This window comes from Streptomyces sp. NPDC008125, assembly GCF_042957125.1.
GTDB lineage: Bacteria > Actinomycetota > Actinomycetes > Streptomycetales > Streptomycetaceae > Streptomyces.
In genome coordinates, this window is sequence record NZ_JBIBHR010000012.1 from 296,397 (window position 1) to 308,827 (window position 12,431).

10 protein-coding genes and 1 pseudogene are annotated in these 12,431 nt (G+C 69.4%); 4 read left to right on the top strand and 7 right to left on the bottom strand.

The genetic code is table 11. The features are described from left to right. Nucleotides 1-21: 21 nt before the first annotated feature. On the bottom strand, nucleotides 22-960 hold the full coding sequence (locus tag ACFZAX_RS22210; protein WP_390963607.1) for a trypsin-like peptidase domain-containing protein: 939 nt from the start codon (nucleotides 958-960) through the stop codon (nucleotides 22-24). Nucleotides 961-1,155: 195 nt separating this feature from the next. On the opposite strand from ACFZAX_RS22210, the gene ACFZAX_RS22215 reads away from it, so the two are divergent. Together ACFZAX_RS22215 and ACFZAX_RS22220 are read left to right on the top strand one after the other, a co-directional pair. Beyond that, nucleotides 1,156-1,482 carry a hypothetical protein gene (locus tag ACFZAX_RS22215; RefSeq protein WP_390963608.1) on the top strand — a complete coding sequence of 109 codons (327 nt, stop codon included), beginning with the start codon at nucleotides 1,156-1,158 and terminating at the stop codon, nucleotides 1,480-1,482. Between the two features lie 433 nt (nucleotides 1,483-1,915). Continuing rightward, on the top strand, nucleotides 1,916-3,127 hold the full coding sequence (locus tag ACFZAX_RS22220) for an aminotransferase class I/II-fold pyridoxal phosphate-dependent enzyme (RefSeq protein ID WP_390963609.1): 1,212 nt from the start codon (nucleotides 1,916-1,918) through the stop codon (nucleotides 3,125-3,127). Nucleotides 3,128-3,252: 125 nt separating this feature from the next. Here the strand turns inward: ACFZAX_RS22220 and ACFZAX_RS22225 are convergent, their stop codons facing one another. Together ACFZAX_RS22225 and ACFZAX_RS22230 are read right to left on the bottom strand one after the other, a co-directional pair. Next, a complete protein-coding gene (locus ACFZAX_RS22225) occupies nucleotides 3,253-3,651 on the bottom strand; it encodes a hypothetical protein (protein ID WP_390963611.1) in 399 nt (132 codons plus the stop codon). A gap of 306 nt (nucleotides 3,652-3,957) precedes the next feature. After that, nucleotides 3,958-5,784 (bottom strand): phosphoenolpyruvate carboxykinase (GTP), encoded by a 1,827-nt coding sequence (locus tag ACFZAX_RS22230; RefSeq protein ID WP_390963612.1) that lies wholly within the window; start codon nucleotides 5,782-5,784, stop codon nucleotides 3,958-3,960. Nucleotides 5,785-6,161: 377 nt separating this feature from the next. On the opposite strand from ACFZAX_RS22230, the gene ACFZAX_RS22235 reads away from it, so the two are divergent. After that, a complete protein-coding gene (locus tag ACFZAX_RS22235; protein WP_390963613.1) occupies nucleotides 6,162-6,848 on the top strand; it encodes a hemolysin III family protein in 687 nt (228 codons plus the stop codon). Between the two features lie 82 nt (nucleotides 6,849-6,930). On the opposite strand, the pseudogene ACFZAX_RS22240 reads toward ACFZAX_RS22235, so the two are convergent. The 4 genes and pseudogenes from ACFZAX_RS22240 to ACFZAX_RS22255 all read right to left on the bottom strand — a co-directional run bounded on the left by ACFZAX_RS22240 (nucleotide 6,931) and on the right by ACFZAX_RS22255 (nucleotide 10,773). Next, nucleotides 6,931-8,993 (bottom strand): annotated as a pseudogene (locus ACFZAX_RS22240) (thioredoxin domain-containing protein). A 466-nt stretch (nucleotides 8,994-9,459) separates the two neighbouring features. Continuing rightward, on the bottom strand, nucleotides 9,460-9,654 hold the full coding sequence (locus ACFZAX_RS22245) for a hypothetical protein (RefSeq protein WP_390963614.1): 195 nt from the start codon (nucleotides 9,652-9,654) through the stop codon (nucleotides 9,460-9,462). Between the two features lie 37 nt (nucleotides 9,655-9,691). Continuing rightward, a complete protein-coding gene (locus ACFZAX_RS22250) occupies nucleotides 9,692-10,189 on the bottom strand; it encodes a hypothetical protein (RefSeq protein ID WP_390963615.1) in 498 nt (165 codons plus the stop codon). Next, the gene (locus ACFZAX_RS22255) at nucleotides 10,186-10,773 is read right to left on the bottom strand and encodes a sigma-70 family RNA polymerase sigma factor (RefSeq protein ID WP_390963616.1); all 588 of its coding nucleotides are present in this window, start codon (nucleotides 10,771-10,773) and stop codon (nucleotides 10,186-10,188) included. The genes ACFZAX_RS22250 and ACFZAX_RS22255 overlap by 4 nt, the downstream gene beginning before the upstream one ends. A 550-nt stretch (nucleotides 10,774-11,323) precedes the next feature. On the opposite strand from ACFZAX_RS22255, the gene ACFZAX_RS22260 reads away from it, so the two are divergent. Next, nucleotides 11,324-12,298, top strand: coding sequence for a hypothetical protein (locus tag ACFZAX_RS22260; protein WP_390963617.1), 975 nt, complete (start codon nucleotides 11,324-11,326; stop codon nucleotides 12,296-12,298). Nucleotides 12,299-12,431: the final 133 nt, after the last annotated feature.

The window sequence follows — 12,431 nt, forward strand, 5'->3', positions numbered from 1 at the left end:
ACACCAACAGCCGCTGCGGCGTTACGGCTTGGGCAGGGTGCAGCCGCTGCGGGTGAGGTCGATCACGCTGCCGGGGCCGACGCAGGGCACGAGGCCGTAGGTCTCCTGGGCGTAGTTGATCCCCTGGCGCACGGTGACCGTGCCGTTGGCATCGACCTCGCACGGGTTGTTCTCCGTGCACTGCTCGCCGTCCTCGTTGCCGGTGTTGTTCACGGCGACGACCTTGCCGGTCACGTTGTCGATCACCGGGGAGCCCGAGGTGCCACCGATGGTCTGGCACGCGGAGGTGTAGCGGACGGAGTCCTTCCAGGTCCACGCGCCTTCCTTGAGGCGGTAGACGAAGCCGTCGACGGCGCAGGAGTAGGTCCGCTTCCAGTAGCCGGACGCGACCGTGATCGCGGTGCCCTGGACGGGGTGGGTGGCGGAGAGCTCCAGAGCCTTGATGCCGTAGCTGCTCTCTATCTGGGCGTAGGTGCGGGTGAGTTGGTAGAGCGATATGTCGGTGTCGGTCATCGTGCCGTAGGCGATCTTGCTGGCGCGCAGGGTACCGACGCCGGTGCCGGCCGCGTTGAGCAGCGTGAAGGAGCGGGTGGAGGCCCGGTTCACGACGACCTGGCCGGCGGCAGGGAAGCCGGTCTCCAGGCAGTGGCCGTTGGAGAGGACCAGCGCGGGATCGGTGGGCAGGGCGGTGGGGGTACGGACGACGGAGCCCGAACAGTTGCTCAGCGCCACGGTGCCGGCGAAGCCGACGGCCTGCACACCGGCGACGGCCCGCACACCGGCGGCGGCCGGGGCGGCGGGCGCGCCGGTGGTGGGCGCGCCGGTGGTGGGCGCGGCCTTGCCGACGGACGCGACGGACGCGGTCGCCGTCGGGGCGGTCGCCCCGGCGGCGACGGCCGGCACCGCACCGGCGCCGAGAAGAAGGGCGCTCAGGAGCGCGGCGACGAGAGGCTTTTTCATGGGGGGTCCCCTCCGATGACCTGGTGCGCGGACGCGCCGGGTTGTGCGGGCCCGCGCACGCGTGGCCGGAGATCTTCCGGCCGTGGCATGAGCATGGTCACGCACCCGGGCCCCGACAAGGGGCGGAATCCAGCCGCGCCTCAGATGTTGCTCAACCCGCGCCTCGGGGCCGGGCGCCCCGGGAAGAGTGCGGCCATGAGTCTCTTCGTGAAGAACCACCTCGCCGTCCTCGTCCTGCACGACGCCACCGGCATCCTCGACGCGCTCCGCGAGGAACTGGCGGCGGCACCCGCGGCCGACCGGCCGGGCCTGGAGCGCGCGCTCGCCCTCGTCGGGTCCTACGCCGGCCGCCCGGAGGCCGAGCTGCGCGTCCGCTGGGTGCGCGAGCGGCTCGCGGCGGCCGGCCACACGGGCCCCGCCGACTCCACCGAGGCGATCAGGGCGCTGCGCAAGGCCGAGCCGGGCCTCTCGCTCCTTCAGGCCGTGACCTACGCCAGGGAGGCGGCTGCGGCCGGGGCCTGAACCGGGCCGGACCGCCGGGAGCGGTGGAACCCGCGCGAAGGGGAGGTGGTGGAAGCCGTGCACAGGGGGGTGGCGGAAGCCGTGCACAGAGGGGTGGCGGAAGCCGCGCACGTCGGGATGGTGGAAGCCGTGCACATCGGGATGGTGGAAGCCGTGCGCAACCCCGCCGCTCCCGCGTTCCGTACGCGCGTCCGCGCCACAGCCGCCCATGCGTACACACGTACGAGCGGGGGACCCGCGTGGCGCATCTCACCCACGACTGCGACACACGCGCATTCCAAGCCGCACCACCGGCACGACCGGGCGTTCCGACGGCTCACCCGCCCGGCCGCATGGCGATGGAAGCCTCGGCGGCCGGCCGGGCCGCCGGCGGGGAACGCGCAGGACCTTCGGTCCCGAGCACGCCGCGAAACACCGCCGTAAGCTCGCGGACATGCAGGTCATCCAGTCCACGAAGCTCGCCAACGTCTGCTACGAGATCAGGGGCCCCGTGCTGGAGGAGGCGATGCGGCTGGAAGCGGCCGGTCAGCGCATCCTCAAGCTGAACACGGGCAACCCGGCGGCGTTCGGTTTCGAGTGCCCGCCCGAGATCCTCGAAGACATCCTGCGCAACGTCGCGGGGGCGCACGGATACGGCGACGCGAAGGGCCTGCTGTCGGCGCGCCGGGCTGTGATGCAGCACTACCAGACCAAGGGCATCCCGCTGGACGTCGAGGACATCTACCTCGGCAACGGCGTCTCCGAACTGATCCAGATGTCGATGCAGGCGCTGCTGGACGACGGCGACGAGGTCCTCGTACCGGCGCCCGACTACCCGCTCTGGACCGCCTCGGTCTCGCTGGCGGGCGGTACGGCGGTGCACTACCGCTGCGACGAGCAGGCCGACTGGATGCCGGACCTCGCCGACATCGAACGGAAGATCACGGACCGCACCAAGGCCATCGTGATCATCAACCCGAACAACCCGACCGGCGCCGTCTACGACGACGAGATGCTCCGCGGGCTGACGGAGATCGCGCGCCGCCACGGCCTGGTGGTCTGCTCCGACGAGATCTACGACCGCATCCTCTACGACGGCGCCACCCACACCCCGACCGCGGCGATCGCTCCGGACCTGCTGGTCCTCACCTTCAACGGTCTGTCGAAGAACTACCGGGTGGCCGGATACCGCTCCGGTTGGATGGCCGTGTGCGGGCCGAAGGAGCATGCCTCCTCGTACATCGAGGGGCTGACCATCCTCGCCAACATGCGGCTCTGCGCCAACATGCCGGCCCAGCACGCGGTGGCCACGGCGCTCGGCGGCCGGCAGTCGATCGACGATCTGGTGCTGCCGGGCGGCCGGATCCTGGAGCAGCGGGACGTGGCGTACGACCTGCTGACACAGATCCCCGGGGTGACCTGCGTGAAGCCCAAGGGCGCCCTGTACCTCTTCCCCCGGCTCGACCCCAAGGTCTACAAGATCAAGGACGACCGGCAGATGGTGCTGGACCTGCTGCGGGCCGAGAAGATCATGGTGGTGCACGGCACCGGATTCAACTGGCCGGAACCCGACCACTTCCGGGTGGTCACCCTGCCCTCGGCGGAGGACCTCCGGGACGCGGTGACGCGGATCGCGCACTTCCTGGACGGTTACAGCCAGCCGTGAGCGAGGGCTGCCGTCGGTGGTGAACGGACGCCGGGCGGCCGTCGACGACGAGTGAGCGCCGGGACCGCCGGCGCCCATGAGCGCGCCGGGGTGAGCGGATCCGGCGCCCGCGGCGGCCCACCGCCTCAGGCGGCCGGGACCAGGCTCGGGGTGCCGGCGGTCGTGGACAGTGCTTCGGCGTGCGCGTCCATCCGTTCCGCCGCGAGGATCGCCGCGGCGGTGTCGGCGCGCGACGCCGCCACCACGAGCGCCCGGCCCGCGAGGGCGTGGGCACGGCGGTGCAGGGCGGCGGGTGGGGCGTCGATCAGCCCGGCGTGCCGGGCCGGGGGTGTGCCGCGCAGCCGGGACACCTGCTCGGCAATCCGGTCTCCGGCCGCGTCGAGCCCCAGCTCGTCGGTGACGGAGAGCAGCGCGGCGAGGTGACCGGCGAGCTGGATGTCCAGCTCCTCCTCGCGGCTGCGGTGCGGGAATCCGGCGGTGTCGGCCGGTGTGTGGACCGACGGGGTGCGGATCGGCTCGTACATGGGATGGCCTCCACGTTCTACTGGACCACCATCCTATCTTAGAACCAGTCTAAAGTTATGTGCCATCTCGCAGCCGTCGCGCGCCGACCGTGGCGGGGAGTGACCGGCCCGCTCGCGGATCACTCCCCGCCCCGGCGCCCGCCTCAGCGCCCGCCTCGGTCGGACCGGCTCGCGACTGACGACCGGCGTTCCGCGCGGGCGTGGGCGTGACCGGCGCACCACCCGACTCCTCGAACGGCTCGGCCCCCGGAACCGCTCGGGTTCCGGGGGCCGTTCACGCTCTCACGCCGGGGGCCGCAAAGGGCCTCATCCCAGGCGCTGGACCAACGCCCGGTACTCGTCCCACAGTTCCTTCGGCGTGTGGTCCCCGAAGGTGTTGAGGTGCTCGGGCACCAGCGCCGCCTCCTCGCGCCAGACCTCCTTGTCGACGGTGAGCAGGACGTCCAACTCCGCCTCGGAGAGCCCGAGTCCGTCGGTGTCGAGCGAGCCCCTGGCCGGCAGGATGCCGATCGGCGACTCGACGCCCTCGGCCCTGCCCTCCAGCCGCTCCACGATCCACTTGAGCACCCGGCTGTTCTCGCCGAACCCGGGCCAGACGAACCGGCCCGCGTCGTCCTTGCGGAACCAGTTCACGTAGTAGATCTTCGGCAGTTTCGACTGGTCGGGCTTGTCCGCGCCCACCTTGAGCCAGTGGTTCATGTAGTCGCCCATGTTGTAGCCGCAGAACGGCAGCATGGCGAACGGGTCGCGGCGCAGCTCGCCGACCTTGCCCTCGGCCGCGGCGGTCTTCTCGGAGGCGACGTTGGCACCGAGGAAGACGCCGTGCTGCCAGGTGAAGGACTCGGTGACCAGCGGTACGGCGGTGGCGCGGCGGCCACCGAAGAGGATGGCCGAGATCGGTACCCCCTTCGGGTCCTCCCACTCGGGGGCGATGATCGGGCACTGGCCGGCCGGGACGGTGAAGCGGGCGTTGGGGTGGGCGGCGGGGACGCCGGACGCGGGGGTCCAGTCGTTGCCCTTCCAGTCGGTGAGGTGCGCGGGCGGCTCCTCGGTCATGCCCTCCCACCAGACGTCTCCGTCGTCGGTGAGCGCGACGTTGGTGAAGACGGAGTTGCCCCACATGGTCTTCATGGCGTTGGCGTTGGTGTGTTCGCCGGTGCCGGGCGCCACGCCGAAGAAACCCGCCTCGGGGTTGATCGCGTAGAGCCGGCCGTCCTCGCCGAAGCGCATCCAGGCGATGTCGTCGCCGATGGTCTCGACGCTCCAGCCGGAAATGGTGGGCTCCAGCATCGCGAGGTTGGTCTTGCCGCAGGCGCTCGGGAACGCGGCGGCGACGTACCTGGACTCCCCGCGCGGCGGGGTGAGTTTGAGGATCAGCATGTGCTCGGCGAGCCAGCCCTCGTCGCGCGCCATGACGGACGCGATGCGCAGCGCGTAACACTTCTTGCCCAGCAGGGCGTTGCCGCCGTAGCCGGAGCCGTACGACCAGATCTCGCGGTCCTCGGGGAAGTGCGAGATGTACTTGGTGGTGTTGCACGGCCACGGTACGTCCGCCTGGCCCTCGGCGAGCGGGGCACCGAGGGTGTGCACCGCCTTCACGAAGAAGCCGTCGGTGCCGAGCTCGTCGAGCACCTCCTGCCCCATCCGCGTCATGGTGCGCATGGAGACGGCGACGTACGCGGAGTCGGTGAGTTCCACGCCGATCGCGGAGAGCGGGGAGCCGACCGGGCCCATGCAGAAGGGCACGACGTAGAGGGTGCGGCCCCGCATCGAACCCCGGAAGACGCCCTGTTCGCCGGAGAAGATCTCCCGCATCTCGGCGGGGTCCTTCCAGTGGTTGGTCGGGCCCGCGTCCGCTTCCTTCGCGGAACAGATGAAAGTGCGGTCCTCGACGCGGGCGACGTCGCTCGGATCGGACGCGGCGTAGTAGGAGTTCGGGCGCAGCGTCGCGTCCAGCTTCGTGAAGGTGCCCTTGGCGACGAGCTCCCCGCACAGGCGCTCGTATTCGGCTTCCGAGCCGTCGCACCAGACCACACGGTCCGGCTGGGTGAGGGTCGCGATCTCGTCGACCCAGGAGAGGAGTTCCTGGTGCCGGGTGGGAAGTGGGGAGGGAGCTGCGATGTCGCGCGCCACGATCGCTCCTTGTCGAGGGTGGATTTCGTTGATGCCCCGTGGGGGCTTCGACCCGGACGCTTCGACTCGCGTCATCCCTGGCGCTCATCCGGTGCCGACCGCACTCATTTGATCATCCGCCGAGTGCGCCCATCTGTCCAGGGGGCCTCACATGTGAGCATGGCCACTCCCTGTGTCGGCTCAGGCACCCTCGGCCGAGGAGCCCGGGGTGCCCGGGGCTCCCGGCCCCCGAGCCCCCGCGCCCCCAAGCTCCCCGAGCCCCCCACGCTCCCCGCGTCCCCCGACCCCCCAGGCTCCGGAGCGTGGCTGCCGTCGACCGGAGCGTGAACATCGCTACCTGTAGGCGGTACTTACGGAGGCGTAGGTAGCATGCGGACATGACTGCTGCAGGCGCGCCCGCGCCCGAATCCGCCGTCCTGGACGCCGATCAGATCAAGCCGCGGATGCGCGGCTGGCTGCACGCCGGAATGTTCCCCGCGGTGGTGGTGGCGGGGCTGGCGCTCATCACGCTCACGGACAGCACCAGGGGGCGGATCGCCTGCGCGGTGTACGTCCTCAGCGCCTGCCTGCTCTTCGGCGTGAGCGCGGTCTACCACCGCGGCACCTGGGGCCCGCGCGGCGAGGCGGTGCTCCGGCGGCTGGACCACGCGAACATCTTCCTGATCATCGCGGGCACGTACACCCCGCTCACCCTGCTCCTGCTGCCGGACTCCACCGGGCGTCCCCTGCTCTGGGCGGTCTGGGCGGCGGCACTGGCGGGGATCGCGTTCCGGGTGTTCTGGGTCGGCGCGCCACGCTGGCTCTACACGCCCTGCTACATCGCGATGGGCTGGGCGGCCGTCTTCTTCCTGCCGGACTTCATGCGGGCCGGCGGCGTCGCCGTCTTGGTCCTCGTCGTCGTCGGCGGGGTGCTCTACAGCGTGGGCGGCGTGATCTACGGTCTCAAGCGGCCCAACCCCTCACCGCGGTTCTTCGGCTTCCACGAGGTCTTCCACTCGCTGACGCTCGCCGCGTTCGCCGCCCACTACGTGGGCATCTCGCTCGTCGCCTACCAGCACGGCTGATCCTTTCCGCACGTACGTCCAGGACGGCTGTGGCCGCGGCCTCGAAAGGCCGCGGCCACAGCCGTCTCCAGGACCGGCGCGCTCAGCCGCCCAGTCGCCGGCTCAGCTCCTCCACGTCCGTCGTCGGGGTCTCGCAGACGAAGTGGCGGCAGACGTACGCGGTCGGCTCCCCGCCCACCAGCGCCCGGTCCACCAGCAGCGGGAACTCCCCGCCGCCCGGTTCCCCCACCGCCACGACCGCGCCCGGCGCCCGTCCCACCAGCGCCGTACGGTGCAGCTCACCGCCGACCGGCCCGGCGACCGCCACCTCGCGGGGCCCGTCGAGCAGCGCCTCGGCGGCGGCCAGCCCCCAGCCCACGAACCGGGGGGCGCGCGGACCGAGCGCCTTCACCACCCCGAGCGCCCCCTCGGCCGCCGTGCGGTGCGGCTCGGAGCCGGTGTGCGCCGCGTACGACAGGAGCGCCCCGGCCGCCGCCGTCCAGCCGGACGGGGTGGCGTTGTCGGTGGGGTCCTGCGGGCGGCGGATCAGCTTCTCGGCGTCGTCCGCCGTGTCGTACAGCTGCCCGCCCTCCCCCGCGAACCGGGTCAGCACCACGTCGAGCAGCAGCCCGGCGAACTCCAGCCAGACCCCTTCTCCGGTCACCGACGCCAGCGCGAGGAACCCCTCGGCGACGTCCGCGTAGTCCTCCAGCACCCCGCTGTTGTCGCCGGCCCGCCCCTCCATCGAGGTGCGGCAGAGCCGGCCGTTCTCGCCCAGGTGGACGCGGACCAGCAGGTCGGCGGCCTCGGTGGCGCGCTCCACCAGGTCGGGCCGGTCGAAGTAGGCGCCCGTCTCGGCCAGCGCCGCGACGGCCAGGCCGTTCCAGGCCGCGACCACCTTGTCGTCCCGCCCCGGCCGGGGCCGCAGCTCACGGGCGGCCAGCAGCCGGGCCCGGACGGAAGCGACCCGCTCCGCGTCGACGTCACCGTCGGAGCCGTCCTCGCCCGCGTCCGCCGCCGTACCGGCATCCAGCCGGAGCACCGAGGAACCCTCCTCGAAGGTTCCCTCCTCGGTCACCCCGAAGCGGGCCGCCGCGAACGCCCCGTCCTCGTCGCCGAGCACCTCGCGGAGCTGGGCGGGCGTCCACACGTAGAACGCGCCCTCCACGTGCCGCCCCTCGGCGTCCTCGCTGTCCGCGTCGAGCGCCGAGGCGAAGCCGCCCTCGGTCGTCCGCAGCTCGCCGACCAGGAAGTCCGCCGTCTCCAGCGCCACCCGGCGGGCCAGGTCCGACCCGGTCGACCGCCACAGATGCGCGTACACCCGGCAGAGCAGCGCGTTGTCGTAGAGCATCTTCTCGAAGTGCGGAACCGTCCACTCCCGGTCCACCGCGTACCGCGCGAACCCGCCCCCGAGCTGGTCGTAGATACCGCCCATCGCCATCGCCGCACAGCTGTCCGCAGCCATCTGGAGGGCGCCCTCGGAGCCGGTACGGGCGTGGTGGCGCAGCAGGAACTCGATCACCATCGACGGCGGGAACTTCGGTGCACCGCCGAACCCGCCGTGCGTGTCGTCGTAGTCCCGGGTCAGCCCCAGCAGCGCCCGCCCCAGGTCCGACTCGTCCGGCACGCCCTGCCCGCCGTGCGCGAGCGACCGCCCGGCCAGGTCCGCCACGATGTGCCCGGCCACTTCGGCGACCTCACCGCGCCGCTCGGTCCACGCGGTGGACACGCCTTCCAGCACCTGCCGGAACGACGCCATGCCGTGCCGGGGCTCGGGCGGGAAGTACGTACCGAAGTAGAAGGGCTCGGCGTCCGCCGTCAGGAACACGGTCATCGGCCACCCGCCCTGCCCGGTCGCCGCCTGCACCGCCTCCATATACACGGCGTCGACGTCCGGCCGCTCCTCCCGGTCCACCTTCACCGGGACGAAGTGGGCGTTGAGGTAGGCGGCCGTGTCCTCGTCCTCGAAGGACTCGTGCGCCATGACGTGGCACCAGTAAATTATCAGAAGCATAAGTGGCAGGACGCATAGCCCACACTCAAGAGAATGGGCACGTCCCGCCGCTTAGCTTCCGTCATCGCCTCCTGTCCCCATGGCCACCAGTCCACTGGATTGGAGGCGTGCTGGAGTAGGTAGGGCGACTGTGCGTTAGCCAGTCTGTTCATACCGCCATCGTTGCACGGTCCACCCCGTGGCGGGCGGCCATCCGCGCTGGAGGCGCGGCAGCGGCGGTGTCCCGCTTCTCGAAGTGCGAGTGCGCCGGCGGCGGCCAGAGAGCCCCACGATGCGTGGCAGCGCTCCAAGAAGCCCAAGTTTCTGCCCTCAGCGGACGACGAGGAGCCAACCCACCGCGTGGGCTTCCGCCGCTGCCGCAGTTTCCTGCCACTGGAAACTGAAGCTGCGGCACTTCTGCAGGCCGGAGCGTATCGGGCACGGCGGCCTTTGGCCTCCTTGACAACCGCCTCCCCACTGGTGGAGGTGCCACGAGGCCCGAATTCGTTACCCTTCGCCACCGGCTCCACCCCCAGCGATCGGTAGCACCTGCCCAGAACCCGTGCACTCCCCGACGGCCCCAGCAGGAGACGGTGTGCGGAGAGGGCTCCTACGCCCGCATCGGTGCTCATCGGGGCGTTAGGTGCGTCGGCAGCGATGCTGGACGGCCTCGGTGGCGAGCATCACGACCCCGAGGGTGACCAGCGCCCAGGTCGTCTGTCCGGTCGGGGTGGCGGTGGCGATGTATCCCGCGATCCCTCCCGCACCAATGGTCCCGACCTTGCCCTGCAGGGGAGGCGGAAGCGTCGGGACAGGGACTGAGACCCGTCGCACTGCTTGAAGCTGTCTGTCCACGGGGGTCTGGGAGGCGTCACACACGGTCCTTCCTCCTGAAGTCTGACCGATGATCATTCAGGAGCTGGGTGAAAGCGCGAAGGACTGACCGCGGGGCTCTGGAGCCGGCGCGATGGATGGCGCTCCTCGCGGCGGTAGTAGCAGCGATGACCGCAGGAGCCAACGACGAGTAGACCCAGGTGTTGCCGCCGCCGAATGTGCTGATGTAGACGAGCAAGAAGAGCAGGCTGCCGAGGGATGTGGTGAGGACGGTGAGGAGTGCGATCACAGAGATGTGGAGGTGGAAGTCGCCTGTCCGCTGCTTCTCTTTAGAAGCGAAGGCCTCGACCGAGGCGGTGCTGTCCTCCATCGTGAGGACCTTCTCGTCGGCGGCGGCTTCGATCATCGCCAGGTCATGAACCAAGTCGTAGGGCTCGTTGTCGAAGTGCTCATTCGTGGCGGACCGGAGCGACTTCAGGCGGACTGAAACGCCAGCTGGCCGCTTCGTGCTGCGGCAAACGCGGTTCGAGTTCACGCGTTCCCTCCCTCCAGGTTGCGGCGGACGACCGAGTGAGTCTCCGTCTCGTCCGCGAAGAACTTGCGAAGCTGCCGCTTGGCGCGCAAAACGTTCGTGGCGACGCTCGCTCGCTTAATGCCGAGGATCTGCGCGACCTCCCCGACGCTGAGCCCTGCGACCTCGCGTAGAAGCAGGGTGTGGCGGAGTCGCTGGTCGAGTTCTGAAGAGATCGCCTTGCGCAGTTCCTCGTACTCGAAGGCGATCTCGGGGCCGACGATCTTGGCGGTGGACGCCCAGGCGACGATCTCCGGCAGCGTCTCCACCGTGGCGGCCCCGCTCTTCACGGCGTTGAAGTGGTCTAGGGCGAGGTTGGTCACGATCCGGCAGACGTAAGCCCGCGGGTTGTCGATTCGCTTACCCAGCCGAAAGGCGGCCAGGAGATCGCCGAACGCCTCATGTGTCATGTTGTCGAGGTCGGCTCCGGTGCCGGCGATGTTGAGTGCGATGCTGCGGACCAGTGCCCGGGTGTCCTGGTAGAACATGCTGAACGCGGCGTCGAAGTCGCTGCCCATGTAGCTGGGCAGGGTCGGATTGTCCTTCAATCCGTCCTCCCCGCTGTCGGCCCGAAGGCCGGATCGATGCGACGGCTCCCGTCGGCTGAGTGACTCATGACTATGTGACTGAAGGCGAGGGGTTTCTTCGACTGACTTTCCCGGAGGTCCGCGGGATCGTTCACGAGCCTGCTCGTGAACGGCGTCAATTTGCGGGGACCGTCCGTCGTCCCGTGACATGCGAGGGCTGCTGGCGGCACCCTGTCCAGGTGGTATCTCTCGGAGTCTTCCTGCCATGGCCGCTGATCACCCAGAGGGGGCGGGTGACGGCCTTCGAAGTGCCGTTGCGACTACTACCTTGTCGCCCCGTGGCAGAGACCATTTATGTGTAACCGGACACCTCGATCGACCGCGACCGGCCGAGCGGGATGGCCACCTTCCTCCCGACTCGTGCCCAGCACGACTTGAACGGCCCTGGTGCGACTTTCAGACCCAACCACAACCCGTCTATTCAGTCCAAAACGGACGCCAGTGAGGGATCTTCAGGGTTGCGGGAGAACCCTTAAACGGTCTGCCAGGCAGGCAGTGGGAGACTCTTGCCATGCCTATGCAGCCTTTCGCAACCGACTGGGACGCCGCGACCGTACAAGAGGCCGAACAGTGGAACTGGCTCGCGGTTGAGATAACCGAGATCCGGCGATGCGCCGAGGCTGGCGACCAGGCACACAACCGTCTTGCTCTCATCCTCCTGGACCACCTGGTGGAGGTGGTCATCGGCCGCGAGGTCAACGCCCGGCTCGCGCTCCAGGTCGCTGACAGCATCATCGCGGAGATTCGTGAGTTCCGTGACGGTGGTGGGGAGCTCACCGAGGAGCTGAGTCAGTTGGTCGACGATCATGTGGGGCCTGAACGCCGCAAGGCCATCGACGGCCACCTGCACGAGAAGACCAAGTTCCTTAAGCAGAAAGGCGTGCTGACAGCCCAGGAACGCGAAGTGCTCGACCGGCTGCACCAGTACCGCAACGCCGCATACCACCGAGACACACTGGAATCTGATCTGATCTCAGATCTGGTACTGGCCTACAGGGTTTTGGCTAATGAACTTATCGGCCGGCATCGCCCGATCATGTGGGTCATGGCGTCATCGAAATCTGATCGCGTCGTAACGCCGCAGCAGCTTCGGGGCCAACTCATCGAAGGCGTCGATGTCGATGTCAAAGCGATGGCCCGCCGGTTCCATGGTCACGCGGTGAAGCGGATACATGCCGTTGTTGCGGCTGTGGCCACCGCGCGGCAACTCTTGGGCGTCGACAGCTCCGGGAAAGCGGACGCCTCCCTGCCGGATGACGACATGGCCAGAATGCTGACCGGCCTCACCGACGTGTCCAAGCACCTGCCGTCCTGGGCGAAGCAGGCGGAGGGGCTGAAATCCAAGACGTCATCGCTCACCGGGCTGATGATTCCGTTCATTAACCTAGACCGGGCCCTCAACCGCATCGAGCCGTCCGTCAGGCGCCTCGAAATGATCCTGGACTACTGGGAACAACAGCGGATCGATGAACTTCGCGGCAAGTAGCAGTCTCCCAACGAAAACACATGTAGCCAGCCGTCACTTACTGAGGTTTAACTCGTGGTGTCGTCAGTCGGTTCTGATGGTCAGGCCGGTCTCGGTGAGGCAGCCGTCGATGAGGTTGCTGCGGTACTGGATG

Bases quoted from the DNA above. Each gene is read 5' to 3' on its own strand.
- ACFZAX_RS22235 (WP_390963613.1), top strand. From the start codon at position 6,162: ATGACTGCTGCAGGCGCGCCCGCGCCCGAATCCGCCGTCCTGGACGCC.
- ACFZAX_RS22225 (WP_390963611.1), bottom strand. From the start codon at position 3,651: ATGTACGAGCCGATCCGCACCCCGTCGGTCCACACACCGGCCGACACC.
- ACFZAX_RS22220 (WP_390963609.1), top strand. From the start codon at position 1,916: ATGCAGGTCATCCAGTCCACGAAGCTCGCCAACGTCTGCTACGAGATC.
- ACFZAX_RS22215 (WP_390963608.1), top strand. From the start codon at position 1,156: ATGAGTCTCTTCGTGAAGAACCACCTCGCCGTCCTCGTCCTGCACGAC.
- ACFZAX_RS22260 (WP_390963617.1), top strand. From the start codon at position 11,324: ATGCCTATGCAGCCTTTCGCAACCGACTGGGACGCCGCGACCGTACAA.
- ACFZAX_RS22210 (WP_390963607.1), bottom strand. From the start codon at position 960: ATGAAAAAGCCTCTCGTCGCCGCGCTCCTGAGCGCCCTTCTTCTCGGC.